Origin of the sequence: Mycolicibacterium duvalii (assembly GCF_010726645.1) — a bacterium.
In the GTDB taxonomy this organism is placed as follows: Bacteria; Actinomycetota; Actinomycetes; order Mycobacteriales; family Mycobacteriaceae; genus Mycobacterium; species Mycobacterium duvalii.
Genome location: NZ_AP022563.1, coordinates 1140483 through 1157238 on the forward strand (window position 1 = coordinate 1140483; position 16756 = coordinate 1157238).

General features: G+C 69.5%; 17 protein-coding genes. 12 read left to right on the plus strand and 5 right to left on the minus strand.

From position 1 onward, the window contains the following. Positions 1–6 precede the first annotated feature (6 nt). Positions 7–504 (plus strand): adenosine-specific kinase, encoded by a 498-nt coding sequence (locus G6N31_RS05185; RefSeq protein WP_098002560.1) that lies wholly within the window; start codon positions 7–9, stop codon positions 502–504. A 184-nt stretch (positions 505–688) separates the two neighbouring features. Next, the gene (locus G6N31_RS05190) at positions 689–835 is read left to right on the plus strand and encodes a hypothetical protein (protein ID WP_163722041.1); all 147 of its coding nucleotides are present in this window, start codon (positions 689–691) and stop codon (positions 833–835) included. Here the strand turns inward: G6N31_RS05190 and G6N31_RS05195 are convergent. From G6N31_RS05195 to G6N31_RS05205, 3 genes are read right to left on the minus strand one after another with little or no spacing between them, the layout of a single operon-like run. Continuing rightward, the gene (locus G6N31_RS05195; RefSeq protein ID WP_420090366.1) at positions 817–1428 is read right to left on the minus strand and encodes an MDR/zinc-dependent alcohol dehydrogenase-like family protein; all 612 of its coding nucleotides are present in this window, start codon (positions 1426–1428) and stop codon (positions 817–819) included. The two genes, G6N31_RS05190 and G6N31_RS05195, sit on opposite strands and share 19 nt — an antisense overlap. Further along, positions 1425–2567: a hypothetical protein gene (locus G6N31_RS05200; RefSeq protein WP_098002683.1), complete on the minus strand. Its 1143-nt coding sequence runs from the start codon at positions 2565–2567 to the stop codon at positions 1425–1427. Before G6N31_RS05200 ends, G6N31_RS05195 begins: the two co-directional genes overlap by 4 nt. 48 nt (positions 2568–2615) lie before the next feature. Further along, on the minus strand, positions 2616–3773 hold the full coding sequence (locus G6N31_RS05205; RefSeq protein WP_098002562.1) for a hypothetical protein: 1158 nt from the start codon (positions 3771–3773) through the stop codon (positions 2616–2618). 63 nt (positions 3774–3836) lie between these two features. Between G6N31_RS05205 and dop the strand changes: the two genes are divergently transcribed. The 4 genes from dop (at position 3837) to prcA (ending at position 7295) form a co-directional block, all read left to right on the plus strand. Further along, positions 3837–5348: a depupylase/deamidase Dop gene (gene dop / locus G6N31_RS05210; protein WP_098002563.1), complete on the plus strand. Its 1512-nt coding sequence runs from the start codon at positions 3837–3839 to the stop codon at positions 5346–5348. Positions 5349–5470: 122 nt separating this feature from the next. Then, on the plus strand, positions 5471–5665 hold the full coding sequence (locus G6N31_RS05215; protein ID WP_011893953.1) for a ubiquitin-like protein Pup: 195 nt from the start codon (positions 5471–5473) through the stop codon (positions 5663–5665). Next, the gene (gene prcB / locus G6N31_RS05220; protein ID WP_098002564.1) at positions 5662–6555 is read left to right on the plus strand and encodes a proteasome subunit beta; all 894 of its coding nucleotides are present in this window, start codon (positions 5662–5664) and stop codon (positions 6553–6555) included. Before G6N31_RS05215 ends, prcB begins: the two co-directional genes overlap by 4 nt. Beyond that, a complete protein-coding gene (gene prcA / locus G6N31_RS05225; protein WP_098002565.1) occupies positions 6552–7295 on the plus strand; it encodes a proteasome subunit alpha in 744 nt (247 codons plus the stop codon). The genes prcB and prcA overlap by 4 nt, the downstream gene beginning before the upstream one ends. Here prcA and G6N31_RS05230 read toward each other — a convergent pair. Next, positions 7292–8893 carry an alpha/beta hydrolase gene (locus G6N31_RS05230; RefSeq protein ID WP_098002566.1) on the minus strand — a complete coding sequence of 534 codons (1602 nt, stop codon included), beginning with the start codon at positions 8891–8893 and terminating at the stop codon, positions 7292–7294. The genes prcA and G6N31_RS05230 overlap by 4 nt on opposite strands. Then, on the minus strand, positions 8890–9168 hold the full coding sequence (locus G6N31_RS05235; protein WP_098002567.1) for a DUF7162 family protein: 279 nt from the start codon (positions 9166–9168) through the stop codon (positions 8890–8892). The genes G6N31_RS05230 and G6N31_RS05235 overlap by 4 nt, the downstream gene beginning before the upstream one ends. Positions 9169–9274: 106 nt before the next feature. Here G6N31_RS05235 and pafA point away from each other — a divergent pair, with 106 nt between their 5' ends. From pafA to G6N31_RS05265, 6 genes are all read left to right on the plus strand, one after another. After that, on the plus strand, positions 9275–10633 hold the full coding sequence (gene pafA / locus G6N31_RS05240; protein WP_098002568.1) for a Pup--protein ligase: 1359 nt from the start codon (positions 9275–9277) through the stop codon (positions 10631–10633). A gap of 61 nt (positions 10634–10694) precedes the next feature. Further along, positions 10695–11690: a helix-turn-helix transcriptional regulator gene (locus G6N31_RS05245; protein ID WP_098002569.1), complete on the plus strand. Its 996-nt coding sequence runs from the start codon at positions 10695–10697 to the stop codon at positions 11688–11690. Next, the gene (locus tag G6N31_RS05250) at positions 11687–12673 is read left to right on the plus strand and encodes a helix-turn-helix transcriptional regulator (RefSeq protein WP_098002570.1); all 987 of its coding nucleotides are present in this window, start codon (positions 11687–11689) and stop codon (positions 12671–12673) included. Before G6N31_RS05245 ends, G6N31_RS05250 begins: the two co-directional genes overlap by 4 nt. Before the next feature lie 30 nt (positions 12674–12703). Next, on the plus strand, positions 12704–12961 hold the full coding sequence (gene tatA / locus G6N31_RS05255) for a Sec-independent protein translocase subunit TatA (RefSeq protein ID WP_098002571.1): 258 nt from the start codon (positions 12704–12706) through the stop codon (positions 12959–12961). A 75-nt stretch (positions 12962–13036) separates the two neighbouring features. Next, a complete protein-coding gene (gene tatC / locus G6N31_RS05260; protein ID WP_098002572.1) occupies positions 13037–13987 on the plus strand; it encodes a twin-arginine translocase subunit TatC in 951 nt (316 codons plus the stop codon). Continuing rightward, positions 13971–16733 (plus strand): DEAD/DEAH box helicase, encoded by a 2763-nt coding sequence (locus G6N31_RS05265; RefSeq protein ID WP_098002573.1) that lies wholly within the window; start codon positions 13971–13973, stop codon positions 16731–16733. The genes tatC and G6N31_RS05265 overlap by 17 nt, the downstream gene beginning before the upstream one ends. Positions 16734–16756: the final 23 nt, after the last annotated feature.

Genomic DNA, 16756 nt, shown 5'->3' on the forward strand with positions numbered 1-16756 from the left:
GGTCCTGTGGCCCCACCGCCGCCGTCCTGGGATGTGGTGTCCGTCGACAAGCCGGACGACCTCAACGTGGTCATCGGCCAGTCACACTTCATCAAGACGGTCGAGGACCTGCACGAGGCGCTGGTGGGGGTCAGCTCGGGGCTTCGTTTCGGGCTGGCGTTCTGCGAGGCATCCGGACCGCGGTTGGTCCGCCGCAGCGGGAACGACCCCGAACTGGTCGAGTTGGCGGCCCGCAACGCGCTGGCCATCGGTGCCGGGCATTGTTTTGTGATCTTCTTGCGGGACGGGTTCCCCGTCAACGTGCTCAACCCGGTCAAGGCAGTACCTGAGGTCTGCGGAATCTATTGCGCCACAGCCAATCCGGTGGATGTCCTGATCGCGGTGACGCCCCTCGGCCGCGGTATCGTCGGAGTCGTCGACGGCGAGCCGCCGCTGGGCATCGAGACCGGGGAGGACGTGGCCGACCGGCGCAACCTGCTGCGGACCATCGGCTACAAGCTTTGAACCCCGTGTCCGAGCAGCTCGGTCTCCTCAACCTGGCGTGGGAGGCCTGGCGCTTCCGACGCGGTGACGGTGCGGCCATCGCGTGCCGCCAGCAGAAGAGGCTGGACGAGCTGGTGCTCCATGCGCGCACCGCCTCGCCCTACTACCGACATCTGTACCGGCATGTGGCAACCGGCTGCCGGGTGTGGCGATCGAGGGTCGAACCGGCGGCTTTCTCGCCGAGCACGGACTGCCCGACGTGGTGATCGAGCATGCAGCAGAGTTGCCCTCGATCGACGCGCGAACCGGGAAGTTCCGTCAGGTCTGGTCGGCTCAGAACACCCGCGAGTAGCTGTTGGTCAGGTCGTCCTGCAGGACTTGGGCGGCCTCCGTGGCGGTGTCGACGCGCAGTTCGTCGTCGAGGATGCGGGCTCGGTACGACCAGCCCGTCGGCAACGAGAGTCGCGAGCCGAGGCCGGTCAGGTCGTCGTAGCCGAGTTCGGGGTCGACGATCTGGCTCCAGGTCTGCATGACCCAGTGGTTGCCGTCGGGGTCGGTGAGCTCGAAGACGGGCTCACCGGCGGCGAACACGAACACCGCGTGGCGCGACACCGTGTTGGGCAGGTACGGCGCGGCGTTCATCGACGTCAGCGTGACGGTGGCCTGCGCGATCATGTCGATACCGCCGAAGTTCTCGATGACCCGTTCGCCCATGTCCTTCTCGATGGCGTCCATCAGCCAGTAGCGCGGACCGTTGAGCAGCACTGCGAGCGCACCGTGCTCTTTGGCCAGCGCCTCGGGATCGAGTTGCGCCCACAAGTCGGCGGGGCAGTCGTTGAGGGGGTAGGTGTTGTAGACCGTAGCCGTCGGTGCCGCATCGGCCTGGCCGCCCCGGATCAGCAGCACCTCGCCGTAGCGCCTGCCGCGCATCGAATTCGTCATCATCTTCGGGCCTCCATTTCGAGATAGGCGTCGCGGCCGGCGAGGCTGACCGCGACATCGGCGATCAACGGGTCGAAGAAGCGCTGCCGGTACATCGGGTCCACACTCGTGCTGACGGTGAAATACAGGCCGGACAGCACCGCGACGAACAACGACATGTGCACGATGGTCTGCGGGATCGGGATGTGGATACCGAACCAGGTTCCCGCGCAGGGTGGTTCGCCGACCGCGCACCCCTGCTCGCTGGACCAGAGCACCGCCACCTCGTCGGGTACCGCGATGACGCCCAGCGCCAGGAAGAAGGCGAAGAGGCCGACGGTGAACAGCACCACCTGAATCGCCTGGGCCACCACCATCACCGCCACGACGTTGACCTGCTCGGCCGACGACAACGGCGGCGATGCCTGGGCCACCACCCCGCGCGACTGCAGCGGGGTCCCGGCGAGCAGCTCGTCGGGGTCGGAGCGGGTGGACCGGTCCTGGCGCAGCGCCCGCACCTCGTCACGGATGGTCGCGACCATGAACACCAGCGCCACCACGCCGAAGAATCCGATCGTCTGCCACAGGCGCTCGCGGCTCATGCGGGCCGAGAGTTGCCACAGTTCGCCGGTGAAATACACGACCACGGTCAGCATCAACAACGGCAACGCGCGGCTCATCAGCGTGCCCAGCGCGCCGAGTTGGACCCAGGCGAACCGGAAGGCCCACAGGGTGATCGAGCCGAAGCCGAGATAGGTCAGCCAGATCGCGATCAGCGAGATGAGCACGAAGATCGGCACTTCGGCCGCCGCCGCGGAGGACCACCCGCTGACGGTCAACGGCATGACGAGCACGAAGATCGCCATCACCAGGACCGCGGCCCACCGGCGCAGGGTCTCGCCGCCCCGTGTTCCCAGCCGGTGCAGCACCTCCAGCGCGAACGGCGCCGCCAGCAGGATCACCGCGACGACGGCCAGACGCGCCGCGTAGCCGTGGTCGGGTGCGGGGCCGGTCAGATCGGCCAGCAGCATGGCGACCGCGGTGAGCGCGCCGACCACGCTGATCATCGGCGCGGAACGCTGGACGAGCTTGCGGGCACGCACCCGCCGGGTGAGCACCAACGGCAGTCCGCGATGGAGAAACCACTGGTGGACCGACCGCATGTCCGACACCGGGATATTGTGCGCGATCACCGCGCATCGCACCGGCCCTCAGCGCGACTTGGTGGCGGTGCGGTAGCGGTCCCGCGCGACCAGCGTCAGGCGCAGGTCGTCCACGAGCGGCTCGATGAACCGGGAGCGGTACTCGGAATCGCCGACCGCGCGCGCCGCCAGGTACATGAACGTCAGGGCGGTCAAGAACATGGTGAGTTGGATCAGCGCCTGCGGTATCGGCAGCGTCATGCCCAGGATCCGGCCGTCGGACGAGCCGCCGTCGGTCAGCGCCGCCAGCAGCTCGGGGCTGACCAGAATCAGGCCGAGCACGCCGAACAGCATGCCGGTCACCAGCGCCACCGTCATCACCTGAACGATCTGCGACAGCGCGAGCACGAACGCGACATTGAGCCGTTCGGCCTTGGACAAAGCGACCCGGCGCGGCCGGTCCGGCATGGTCTCGAACGGCGTCCCGACGAGGTGTCCGGCGTCCTCGGGGCGCTTGGCATCGGGCTGCAGAATCGGCCGTACCTGGGTCAGCGTGCTCGACAGGAGAAACGACACGGCGATCGCGAACAGGAACAGCAGAGCCAGCCACAGGCGGGGCCGGTTGACGGTGGCGGCCATCGTCCAGACCGGACCGTTGAAGAACACCAGCACGGTCAGCAGCATCACCGGAAGTGCGCCGAGCAGCAGGTTCCCGACCGAGGCGAGGTTGGCCAGCATGACCCGCACCGTCCAGCCCAGGATCGCTCCGACCCCCGTCGCGGTGCACACCAGGATCAGGCACAGGACCGCGCCCTCCACCAGCATGTCGACCAGGAACCGCGGTGTCGGACCTCCGACGGCGGCGCTGGTCAGCACCAGCGCCGTCGATGCCGTGGACACCGCGATCCGGGTCCGGTCGCCGGTGAGGCGCGACACCAGCCAGCCGGCCAGCGCGGCGGCCGGGGCGACCAGTGCGATGCTCGCCAGCACGAACCACTCGGCGCCGGTCGGAGAACCGGCGATGTCGACGGTGTGCTTGCCCGTGGTCAGCACGAACACCAGCGAGAACGTCATCACCACGGCGTAGGCGGCCAAGGCGGGCGCCGAGCGCGGCCATACGCGGCGCACGAGTGCTCCGGGGCGCAGCACGGCGGGCAGGCCTCGTTCGAGAAACCAGCGTTCGGCCAGCAGGCGCTGCGCTGAGTCCGCGGAGTCGGAGCCTGCCATGACGCCCAATCTCACCACAGGCTGCTGTGCAGGGACGTCGTTGCGATGTCTAGGGTGGGCCGTATGCAAAGGATCATCGGAACGGAGGTCGAGTACGGCATCTCCTCGCCGTCTGATCCGACCGCGAATCCGATCTTGACGTCCACCCAGGCAGTGCTGGCCTACGCCGCGGCGGCCGGACTGCAGCGGGCCAAGCGCACGCGCTGGGACTATGAGGTGGAGTCACCGCTGCGCGACGCCCGCGGCTTCGACCTCAGCCGGTCCTCAGGGCCGCCCCCGGTCGTCGACGCCGACGAGGTCGGCGCGGCGAACATGATTCTCACCAACGGCGCCCGGCTGTACGTCGACCACGCCCACCCCGAGTACTCCGCACCCGAATGCACCGACCCGATGGACGCGGTGATCTGGGACAAGGCGGGCGAACGGGTGATGGAGGCGGCGGCCCGGCACGTCGCCAGCGTGCCCGGTGCGGTCAAGTTGCAGCTGTACAAGAACAACGTCGACGGCAAAGGCGCTTCGTACGGCTCGCACGAGAACTACCTGATGAGCCGGCAGACGCCGTTCTCGGCGGTGATCGCGGGGTTGACACCGTTTCTGGTGTCGCGCCAGGTGGTGACCGGGTCCGGCCGGGTCGGGATCGGGCCGTCCGGCGACGAGGCCGGCTTCCAGCTGTCCCAGCGCGCCGACTACATCGAGGTCGAGGTCGGTCTGGAGACCACGCTCAAGCGCGGCATCATCAACACCCGTGACGAGCCGCACGCCGACGCCGACAAGTACCGCCGGTTGCACGTCATCATCGGCGATGCGAACCTCGCCGAGACCTCCACCTACCTGAAGCTGGGCGCCACCTCGCTGGTGCTCGACCTGATCGAAGAGGGCCACCAGATCGGGATCGATCTGTCCGACCTGACCCTGGCCCGCCCGGTACACGCCGTACACGTGCTCTCGCGGGACACGTCGCTACGGGCCACCGTCGCGCTGGCCGACGGCCGTGAGCTCACCGGGTTGGCCCTGCAACGGATCTACCTCGACCGGGTGGCCAAGCTGGTCGACAGCCGGGACCCGGACCCCCGGGCGTCGCACGTGCTCGAGACCTGGGCCCATGTGCTCGACCTGCTCGAGCGCGACCCGATGGAATGCGCCGACCTGCTGGACTGGCCGGCCAAGTTGCGGTTGCTGGAGGGATTCCGCCAGCGGGAGAACCTCAACTGGAACGCCCCGCGGCTGCACCTGGTCGATCTGCAGTACTCCGACGTCCGGCTGGACAAGGGTCTGTACAACCGGCTGGTGGCCCGCGGCTCGATGCAACGTCTGGTCACCGAGCAACAGGTGCTCGACGCGGTGGAAAACCCGCCCACCGACACCCGGGCGTATTTCCGCGGCGAATGCCTGCGCCGGTTCGGTGCCGACATCGCGGCCGCGAGTTGGGATTCGGTGATCTTCGACCTCGGTGGTGATTCGCTCGTCCGGATCCCGACGCTGGAGCCGCTGCGCGGTAGCAAGTCCCATGTCGGCGCACTGCTGGATTCCGTCGACAGTGCCGTCGAGCTCGTCGAGCAACTGACCACGACCTAGTGACCTGATCGGTGACCCGATCGAGCTATCCCCGGCAATCGGGCGGCCGACCGGTAGTGTGGAGGAACTGGCGGGCGACGGGATCACGTCCACCACGGTGAAGACTGACGCAGGAGGCAGCGATGGCTCAGGAGCAGACCAAGCGCGGCGGCGGGGGCGGCGAGGACGACGACCCCACCGGCAGCACGGCCGCCGGGCAGGAGCGCCGCGAGAAGCTGACCGAGGAAACCGACGACCTGCTTGACGAGATCGACGACGTCCTCGAGGAGAACGCCGAGGACTTCGTGCGTGCATACGTGCAGAAGGGTGGACAGTGACCTGGCCGCATAACGAACATTCGGCCTTTCCGTCCGCACTACCTCTATCGCCCACCGGTGTGAATCTGTCGTCCTTCAGTGATTTCCTGCGCCACCAGGCGCCGCACCTGCTGCCACCCGCGGCGGCAGGCGCGTCCACCGGAGTGCCGACCGAATCAGTACCGCACGGCACCACGATCGTGGCGCTGAAATTCCCCGGCGGTGTGGTGATGGCCGGTGACCGGCGCGCCACCCAGGGGCACATGATCGCCAGCCGCGATGTGCAGAAGGTCTACATCACCGACGACTACACCGCCACCGGCATCGCCGGCACCGCGGCGATCGCCGTCGAGTTCGCCCGCCTCTACGCCGTCGAACTCGAGCACTACGAGAAGCTCGAGGGTGTGGCGCTGACCTTCCCGGGCAAGGTCAACCGGCTGTCGACGATGGTCCGGGGCAACCTCGGCGCGGCCCTGCAGGGCTTCGTGGCGCTCCCGCTGCTGGCGGGCTACGACCTCGACGACCCCAATCCCGACGGAGCCGGCCGCATCGTGTCGTTCGACGCCGCGGGTGGCCACAACCTCGAAGAGGAGGGCTACCAGTCGGTCGGGTCGGGCTCGATCTTCGCGAAATCGTCGATGAAGAAGCTCTACTCCCAGGTCAGCGACGGTGATTCGGCGCTGCGGGTCGCCGTCGAGGCGCTCTACGACGCCGCCGACGACGACTCCGCCACCGGTGGACCGGATCTGGTGCGGGGCATCTTCCCGACCGCGGTGATGATCACCATCGACGGCGCGGTCGAGGTGCCCGAGGACCGAATCGCCGAGGTGTGCCGTCAGATCATCGACAACCGTTCGCGGGAAGACACCTTCGGACCCGACGCCCGCCCGATGCGAGGTGACGAGCTGTGAGCTTCCCGTACTTCATCTCGCCCGAGCAGGCGATGCGCGAGCGCTCGGAGCTCGCCCGGAAGGGAATCGCCCGCGGCCGCAGCGTCATCGCACTGGCCTACGCCGACGGCGTGCTGTTCGTCGCGGAGAACCCGTCACGGTCGCTGCAGAAGGTCAGCGAGCTCTACGACCGCGTGGCGTTCGCCGCGGTGGGCCGGTTCAACGAGTTCAACAATCTGCGCAGCGGCGGTATCCGCTTCGCCGACACCCAGGGTTACGCGTATTCGCGCCGGGACGTGACCGGTCGCCAGCTGGCCAACGTGTACGCCCAGACGCTGGGCACGATCTTCACCGAGCAGGCCAAGCCCTACGAAGTGGAACTGTGTGTGGCCGAGGTCGCGCACCACGGCGAGACCAAAGCGCCTGAGCTCTACCGCATCACCTACGACGGATCCATCGCCGACGAACCGCACTTCGTGGTGATGGGCGGTACCACCGAACCGATCATCGCCGCTCTCAACGAGTCCTACAAGGAGAACGCCTCGTTGGAGGATGCTGTGGCGATCGCAGTGGCGGCGCTGAGCGCCGGTGGCAACGGCAGCGAGCCGCGCACGCTGGGGCCGGCCACGCTGGAGGTGGCCATCCTCGACGTGAACCGCCCGCGCCGGGCGTTTCGCCGGATCACCGGTTCGGCGCTGGAAGCGCTGCTCCCACAGACTGATTCGGCGCCCGAGAGCGAGTCGGCGAACGGTTCCTCCTAGGACTCGCCGGAGATCACAGCCAGGATCGTGCGCCAGGCGTCCGAGGGTCGGTTGAGCATGCCGCTGTGGGCGTCCCACCCGGCCACCCAGTCGCCGTCGTCGTAACGGCCGGTGGCCAGGACGGTGACGCCGGGCATCTCGTCGGGATCGGCGCCGTGCGGGCCGCCGGGAATACCCTGCACCAGCTCGATGAAATCGCCCGGTGCCGTCATCGAGAACCGTCGCACCTCCGGGTTGCGGTTCTGCCAGTCCGCCGGGTCGTCGACCCCGACGCCCGAGCCGGCCGCCGCCAGAAACAGGGTGCGATCCGACGTCAGGCCGAGGGTCTCCGCTGTCCCGACGATCGAGCCGCCGTAGGAATGGCCGATGACCGTCACCGGGACGCCCGACGTCACGGCGCGGTCCACATCCTCGCTGAACGCGACCAGCCGGGGCGCCATCTGCAGTGCGTAGTCCGGATCGGCGGCATGCCGCACCACGTCGGACGGATCGTCGACCTGCGGGAACGGCCCACCGAGGTAGGTGATCATCGCGACCTCACCCCGGCTGCCGGAGACGAACCGCCGGGCGGTCGCGGTGTTGGCCGCCGACCCGTCCATCGTGGTGTTGACCCCCGGCACCAGCACGCCGACGCCGCGTGCGGTGCTCAGGTCGCCGTTGAGCTCGACCAGCGACGCGCGCGCGGGATCGAACGCGATGATCTGGCGCGGGATGCGTCCACGGCGACCGGTCGGATCGTCGACCTCGCCGAGCAGGTCGCGGTAGAGCGCCAGGCGACGTCGGGAACCGTCGTCGCGGCCGTCCTCGGCCAGGATCGCCGACGCGATGTTCACGCGGTTGGCCTGAACCCGCATCGCCCACGGCACCCCGTCGGTGTTGCCGACCTCGCGGGGAAACTCGGCGACCAGTTGGTCGCGCTGCTGTGCGGACATCGCTGCGACCTGCGCCGCGATCCGGTCCTGGCTCATCGCCGGCCACCCGTGCACCACCTCGGCCAACGGATCGGCGGCCCGCACCGGCCGTGAGCCGGCGGGCACCGTGGCAGGGGCGTTGGACGCCGGCTCCGTCGCTGCGGAGAACGCCGCGGTGATGTCACCGGCCGCGTCGGCGTCGGCTGCACCGAGACGCTGCAGGGCGACGCGCACGTCGCCGCTCAACCGCTGGGCCCGGGCTTCCAGCATGTCCTCAGCCGTGGATCGGTCGCCCCCGGCGAGCGCGCTCAGCAGCGGACCGGGGTCTGCGGCCCGGTGCACAGCGCCGTCGTCGCCGACGCGAAATCCAGCGTGCTCGGCGGCTTCGACCAGGGCCAGCACCTGTCTGCGGGCCGCGCCGATCTGCTCGGCGCCGTCCTGCGCGGCGACCGATGCCGCGATCAGTACCCGCGCGGTGGCCGTCGCGGTGTCGGTGACCCCACGGGCCCGGGTGCGGGCGGCATCGGCGGCGGTGCCGGTCCAGTGGTCGCGGCTGCGCCCGACCGCGCCGCCGACCGCGTCGGCCTCGGCGAGAACGCGCCGCGCCGCCTCCTCCCAGGCTGTGGCGAGCCGCGACAACGCCCCGGGCTCCCAGGCCCGGGCCTGCGAGACGGTCGGTCCGTTCACCGGCGAGGCATCCGGGCGGCGTTGACGGAGTCGGCGTGCGCGAACGCGTCCGCGGCGGCGCGGGCGGCCATCACCCAGTCCCGCAGGTCGGTCACGACCCCGTCGATGCGGTGCGCGACAGGGTGCGGTGTGGCCGCGGTGCTGAGCGCCGATCCGGGTAGCGCACCAGGCTCCAGCCGTGGCCAGGTGAGCGCGGCGATCCGGTCGATGGCCTCGCTGACGCGGTCGGCGAGGCCGGACAATCGGTCGAGATCGATGCGAGCGATTTCCCCCATGGCTCATGCTGGCAGGTGCCGCAGCGCCGGCGCCCCGGTTATCCACAGGGGAGAAGTCCGCGGTGTCGGACACCACACCGGGCAGGCAACCAGTAGTCTCGATGAGGTGCAGCGACGAATCATGGGCATCGAGACGGAGTTCGGTGTCACCTGCACGTTCCACGGCCATCGCCGGCTCAGCCCCGACGAGGTCGCCCGGTATCTGTTCCGCCGGGTGGTGTCGTGGGGCCGCAGCTCGAACGTCTTCCTCCGCAACGGTGCGCGCCTGTATCTCGATGTGGGCAGCCATCCCGAATACGCGACCGCCGAATGCGACAACCTCGCCCAGTTGGTCACCCACGACCGCGCTGGTGAGCGGGTCCTCGAGGACCTGCTGATCGACGCCGAGCAGCGGCTGGCCGACGAGGGTATCGGCGGCGACATCTACCTGTTCAAGAACAACACCGATTCGGCCGGCAACTCCTACGGCTGCCACGAGAACTACCTGATCGTGCGGGCCGGGGAGTTCTCCCGGATCTCCGATGTGCTGCTGCCGTTCCTGGTCACCCGCCAATTGATCTGCGGCGCGGGCAAAGTGCTGCAGACCCCCAAGGCGGCGACGTTCTGTCTGAGCCAGCGCGCCGAACACATCTGGGAGGGCGTGTCGAGCGCGACCACCCGGTCGCGGCCGATCATCAACACCCGCGACGAGCCGCACGCCGACGCGGAGAAGTACCGGCGTCTGCATGTCATCGTCGGTGACTCCAACATGAGCGAGTCCACCACGATGCTCAAGGTCGGCTCGGCGTCGCTGGTTCTCGAGATGATCGAGGCCGGGGTGGCGTTCCGTGACTTCTCGCTGGACAACCCCATCCGGGCCATCCGCGAGGTCAGCCACGACCTGACCGGGCGGCGGCCGGTGCGCCTGGCCGGCGGTCGCCAGGCCAGCGCCCTGGACATCCAGCGCGAGTACTACACCCGCGCGGTGGAGTATCTGCAGACCCGGGAACCGGACCCGCAGATCACCCAGGTCGTCGACCTGTGGGGCCGACAGCTCGACGCGGTAGAGAGTCAGGATTTCGCCAAGGTCGACACCGAGATCGACTGGGTGATCAAGCGCAAGCTGTTCCAGCGCTACCAGGATCGCTACAACATGGAGCTGTCCGATCCGAAGATCAGCCAACTCGATCTGGCCTACCACGACATCAAGCGCGGTCGCGGGGTGTTCGATCTGCTGCAGCGCAAGGGTCTTGCCGCCCGGATCACCACCGACGAGGAGATCGAAGCCGCGGTCAACACCCCGCCGCAGACCACCCGCGCCAAGCTGCGGGGCGAGTTCATCAGCGCCGCGCAGGAAGCCGGCCGCGACTTCACCGTCGACTGGGTGCACCTCAAGCTCAACGACCAGGCCCAGCGCACCGTCCTCTGCAAGGATCCGTTCCGCTCGGTCGACGAACGGGTCAAGCGGCTCATCGCCAGCATGTGACGGGCGGCGCGCTGGAGATCACTGTCCAGCCCGGCCGCCGACGCGCTCTAAGCTCGTAGCCGTGGCGGTGTCCAAAGTCGAACGATTGATGAACCTCGTCATCGCGCTGCTGTCCACGAACACCTTCATCACCGCCGAACGGATCCGCGAGACGGTGTTCGGCTACAGCGAGAATGCCAGCGACGAGGCATTCTCCCGAATGTTCGAGCGCGACAAGAACGAATTGCGCGACCTGGGCATCCCGTTGGAGACCGGCCGGGTGTCGCCGTCGGACCCGACCGAGGGGTATCGGATCAACCGGGAGGCCTACGCGCTGCCGGCGGTCCGGCTCACCGCCGACGAAGCCGCCGCGGTGGCGGTGGCCACCCAGCTGTGGGAATCGCCCGAGCTGATCACCGCGACACAGGGCGCGCTGCTGAAGCTGCGGGCCGCCGGCATCGACATCGACGCGGTCGACGAGTTGGGCGTGACGATCACCTCCACGGCCGCGTTGCCGGGGTTGCGCGGCTCCGAGGATGTGCTCGGCATGCTGCTGTCGGCCATCGATTCCGGTCACGCGGTGCAGTTCCCGCATCGGCCGTCGCGCAGCGAGCCGTACGTCACCCGCACCGTGGAGCCGTGGGGCGTCGTCACCGACCGGGGCCGGTGGTACCTCGTCGGCCACGACCGCGACCGCGACGCGGTGCGCACGTTCCGGCTGTCGCGCATCGGCGCCGACGTCGCCCTGATCGGCGAGCCGGGCGCGGTGCGCAAACCGGCTGAAGTCGACCTGCGGGAGATCGTCGCCCGGGTGGTGGGCGAGTGGCCCGACGCGGGGCAGGCCCGAGTGTGGGTCGCCGCCGACCGCGCGCTGGCTCTGCGCCGGCACGCCATCGCGACGAGCCCGCGGACCCTGGGCGGCCGTGCCGGTGACGAGTTGACCGTCGAGGTGGGGATGTTCGACCGCCTCGCGCGCGAGGTGGCCAGCTACGGAGCCGACGCGATCGTGCTCGAACCCGAGGCGTTGCGCGCGGATGTGATCGCCCGGCTGAGAGCACAGGCGGGGGTGCGGGCATGACCGGCGTCAGCACCCGGCTGGTGCGGCTGCTCAACATGGTGCCGTACTTCCAGGCCAACCCGCGGATCACCTACAACGAAGCCGCGGCCGACCTCGGGGTCAGCGTCAAACAGCTGCGCGACGACCTGACCCAGCTCTGGATGTGTGGGCTGCCCGGGTACGGACCGGGAGACCTGATCGACTTCGATTTCTCCGGCGACACCATCGAGGTCACGTTCACCGCCGGCATCGACCACCCGTTGCGGTTGACGTCCCCGGAGGCCACCGGCGTGCTGGTCGCGTTGCGGGCGCTGCTCGACGTGCCGGGCATGGTCGACCCCGAAGCCGCGCGCAGCGCGATCGCCAAGATCGAATCCGCCGCCGGGCACGCGGGCCACCACAGCGAGGGCACCGCCGTGGACGAGCCGGCGCCGATCGAGAGTGAGGCCGCCGCGGCGGTCCGCACCGCCGTGCGCTCCGGGCGGGCCCTGGCCATCGAGTACTACTCCGCCTCCCACGACGTGCTGTCCAGCCGGGTCGTCGACCCGATCCGCGTGGTGCTCGTCGCCGACCACAGCTACCTCGAGGCGTGGTGTCGCACCGCCGAGGGCGTACGGCTGTTCCGCTTCGACCGGATCGTCGACGCGCGGGTGCTCGACGAGCCGGCGATGCCCCCACCGCCTGCGGTGCAGGCCGCGCCGGACACCTCGCTGTTCGACCCGGACTCCGCGGATCCGTCACTGCCGACCGCCACGCTGCGGGTCAGCCGGTCGGCGTCGTGGATGTTCGACTACTACCCGCTGCGGGTGCTGGCCGAGCATCCCGACGGCTCCTGCGACGCGGCCATGACCTACGCCTCCGACGACTGGATGGCGAGGTTCGTCCTCGGGTTCGGGTCCGCCGTGGAGGTGCTCGCCCCGGAGGGGCTCGCCGAGCGGGTCCGGTCGGCGGCGGTCGCCGCATTGGCGGCCTACGAGGCCAGCGCGGCGACCAGAACCGAGTAGACTCGGCTCCGACGTCTGGAGGTAACGAAATTGGGTGGTCTCTCACCGTGGCACTGGGCCATCGTCATTGCCGTGTTCGTGCTGCTCTTCGGTGCCAAAAAGCTCCCCGACGCGGCGCGCTCCCTGGGTAAGTCGATGCGCATCTTCAAGTCCGAGATCAAGGAAATGCAGGCCGAGTCCAAGCCGGACACCCCGACTCAGATCACCTCCGAGCGCGTGTCCGACGGACCCGACCGTGGTGCGGCACCGGCGGAGTCCGAGACCTCACCGGACCAGCGCTCAGCCTGAACGGGTCGTCTCGCGCCGCGGTGCCAGCCCCGCGGTGGTGATCACGCGCCTGTGACCAGCACCTAGGCAACTGCCGTGCAGATCCCCGGAGTCCTCAAGAAACTCGACCCGCGCCGCCGCCGATCGCGGGTCAACCCAGACGGCACCATGTCGCTGGTCGACCATCTCACCGAGTTGCGCACGCGGCTTCTCATCTCGGTGCTCGCCGTCCTTATCACCACGGTCCTCGGCTTCCTGTGGTACGGCCACGGTTTCCTCGGGTTGCCCAGCCTCGGTGACTGGCTGCGAGGTCCCTACTGTGCGCTCCCGGACTCGTCGCGCGCGTCCATCACCCCCGACGGCGGATGCCGGCTGCTGGCGACCGCGCCGTTCGACCAGTTCATGCTGCGACTCAAGGTCGGTCTGACGGCCGGCATCGTGCTGGCCTGCCCGGTCTGGCTGTATCAGCTGTGGGCGTTCATCACACCGGGCCTCTACGCCAAGGAGCGGCGGTTCGCGGTCGCGTTCGTCACGGTCGGCGCCGGGCTGTTCGTCGCCGGGGCGGTGCTGGCCTACGTGGTGCTGGCCAAGGCGCTGGGCTTCCTGTTGACCATCGGCAGTGATGTTCAGGTCACCGCGCTCTCGGGCGAGCAGTACTTCGGCTTCTTGATCAACCTGCTGCTGGTGTTCGGGATCAGCTTCGAGTTCCCGCTGCTGATCATCATGCTGAACCTGGTCGGGGTGCTGCCCTACGAGCGGCTGAAGGCGTGGCGCCGCGGCCTGATCATGGGTGTGTTCGTTTTTGCGGCGTTCGCCACACCCGGGTCGGACCCGTTCTCGATGCTGGCCCTGGCGCTGGCGATCACCGCGCTGATGGAGTTCGCGATCCAGATCGCCCGGTTGTCGGACAAGGGCCGGGCCCGCCGCGCCGCGCTGGACTCGGTCGCCGACGACGAAGCCGCGCCCATCGGTACTGCCGAACCCATCGATGCGCCGTCTGCGGTGCCCTCGCCGTCCCGACTCGTCGTCGATGACGACGCGACCTGATCCGGTGCCGGCCCGCTCGCAGATCGACGCGTTCACCGCCCACCTGTCCTTCGCGCTCGATGACTTCCAGCGTCGTGCCTGCGAGGCTCTCGCCGGCGGGCACGGGGTCCTGGTGTGCGCCCCCACCGGTGCCGGCAAGACGGTGGTGGGGGAGTTCGCGGTCCATCTGGCACTGGCCGCCGGCGGCAAGTGCTTCTACACCACGCCGATCAAAGCGCTGAGCAACCAGAAGCACGCCGACCTGGTGCGCCGCTACGGCCCCGAGCGGATCGGTCTGCTCACCGGTGACCAGGCGGTCAACGGCGACGCCGACGTCGTCGTGATGACCACCGAAGTGCTGCGCAACATGCTCTACGCGGATTCTCCCGCGCTGCGCGGCCTTTCGTACGTGGTGATGGACGAGGTGCATTTCCTGGCCGACCGCATGCGCGGCGCGGTGTGGGAAGAGGTGATCCTGCACCTGCCCGAAGAGGTCCGGCTGGTGTCGCTGTCGGCCACGGTGAGCAATGCCGAGGAGTTCGGTGGGTGGATCCAGACGGTGCGCGGTGACACCACCGTCGTGGTCGACGAGCACCGCCCGGTGCCGTTGTGGCAGCACGTGCTGGTCGGCAAGCGGCTGCTGGACCTGTTCGACTACCGGGCCGCCGAGGCGGCCAAGTCCGGCCGCGAGCCGGCCGTCGACCCGGAGTTGTTGCGCCACATCGCTCACCGGCGCGAGGCCGACCGGCTCGCCGACTGGCAGCCGCGCGGCCGGGGCCGTCCGGGCCGGCCCGGCATCTACCGCACGCCGGGGCGGCCCGAGGTGATCTCGGTACTCGAACAGCGCGACCTGCTGCCCGCCATCACGTTCATCTTCTCCCGGGCCGGCTGCGACGCCGCGGTCAAACAGTGTCTGCGGGCGTCGCTGCGGTTGACCACCGACACCGAACGCGCCCGGATCGCCGAGATCGTCGACCGTCGGACCGCCGACCTCAACGACACCGACCTGGTGGTCCTCGACTTCCACGAATGGCGGGAAGGGCTGCTGCGCGGGCTGGCCGCCCACCACGCCGGCCTGCTGCCGACGTTCCGCCACACCGTCGAGGAACTGTTCACCGCAGGGTTGGTCAAGGCCGTGTTCGCCACGGAAACGTTGGCGTTGGGCATCAACATGCCGGCCCGCACCGTGGTGCTCGAACGACTGGTGAAGTTCAACGGCGAGCAGCACATGCCGCTGACGCCGGGCGAGTACACCCAACTGACCGGGCGGGCGGGCCGGCGCGGCATCGATGTCGAAGGCCACGCCGTGGTGCTGTGGAACCCTGATGTGGATCCGGCCGAAGTGGCCGGCCTGGCCTCGACGCGGACGTTCCCGCTGCGCAGTTCGTTCGCCCCGACCTACAACATGACCATCAACCTGGTCCATCAGATGGGTCCGCAGCAGGCGCACCGGCTGCTCGAGCGCTCCTTCGCCCAGTACCAGGCCGACCGGTCGGTGGTGGGACTCGTGCGGGGCGTCGAGCGCGGCGAACGGATGCTGGGCGAATCGGCCGCGGAGTTCGGCGGCCGCGACGCCCCGATCCTCGACTATGTGCGCCTGCGCGCGCAGATCACCGCGCGCGAGCGGGCGCAGTCGCGGGCCTCCCGGCTGCAGCGCCGGCAGGCGGTCAACGACGCGTTGGCGGCGCTGCGCCGCGGCGACATCATCACCATCACCCAGGGCAAGCGGGGCGGTCTGGCGGTGGTGCTGGAACCGGCCCGCGACGACGACGATCCGCGCCCGCTGGTGCTCTCCGAGCACCGGTGGGCGGGCCGCATCTCGTCGGCCGACTACTCCGGCGCGGCGCCGCCGGTCGGCCGGATGACGCTGCCCAAGCGGGTGGAACACCGCAACCCGCGGGTACGTCGGGACATGGCCTCCGCGCTGCGTTCGGCCGCGTCCGGGCTGGACGTGCCGTCGGCCCGGCCGCGCCGCAGCGGAGCGCCGCCGGAGCCCGACATCGATCCGGAGCTGGCCGCGCTGCGCGAACGGATGCGCGCCCATCCGGCCCACCGGCTGCCCGACCGGGAAGAGAAGGTGCGCGCGGCGGAGCGCTACCTGAAGATCGAGCGCGACAACGCCGCGCTGCGCAAGAAGATCGAATCGGCGACGAATTCGCTGGCCGTCACCTTCGACCGCATCGTGGTGCTGCTGACCGAACGGGGGTTCATCGCCGAAACCGGCGACGCCGCGCCGGCGGTGACCGACGCGGGACGGCTGCTCGCCCGCATCTACAGCGAGAGCGACCTGTTGGTGGCCGAATGTCTGCGCAGCGGCGTGTGGGATGAGCTCGACCCCGCCGAGTTGGCGGCTGCGCTGTCGGCGGTGGTGTACGAGTCGCGCCGCGACGGCGGGCTCAACGGGGTGGCCGAGGTGCCGACCGGCCGGTTGCGCCGCGCCCTCAACCAGACCCGCCGGCTGTGGGCCGAGTTGCGCACCGACGAGCAGCGCCACCGCATCGCGCACAGCCGCGAACCCGACGACGGCTTCGTCACCGCGATCTACCGCTGGGCACGCACCGGCGACCTGGCCACCGCGCTGGCAGCGTCCGACACCGCCGGCACCGGATCGTCCATGTCGGCCGGCGACTTCGTCCGCTGGTGCCGGCAGGTGCTCGATCTGGCTGATCAGGTGCGCGGTGCCGCACCCTCGCCGGCGTTGCGGGCGACCGCGAAACGCGCCATCAACGACGTCCGGCGCGGCGTCGTAGCTGTTGATGCCGGGTAGGGTGTGGCCCAGCAGGCACGGCA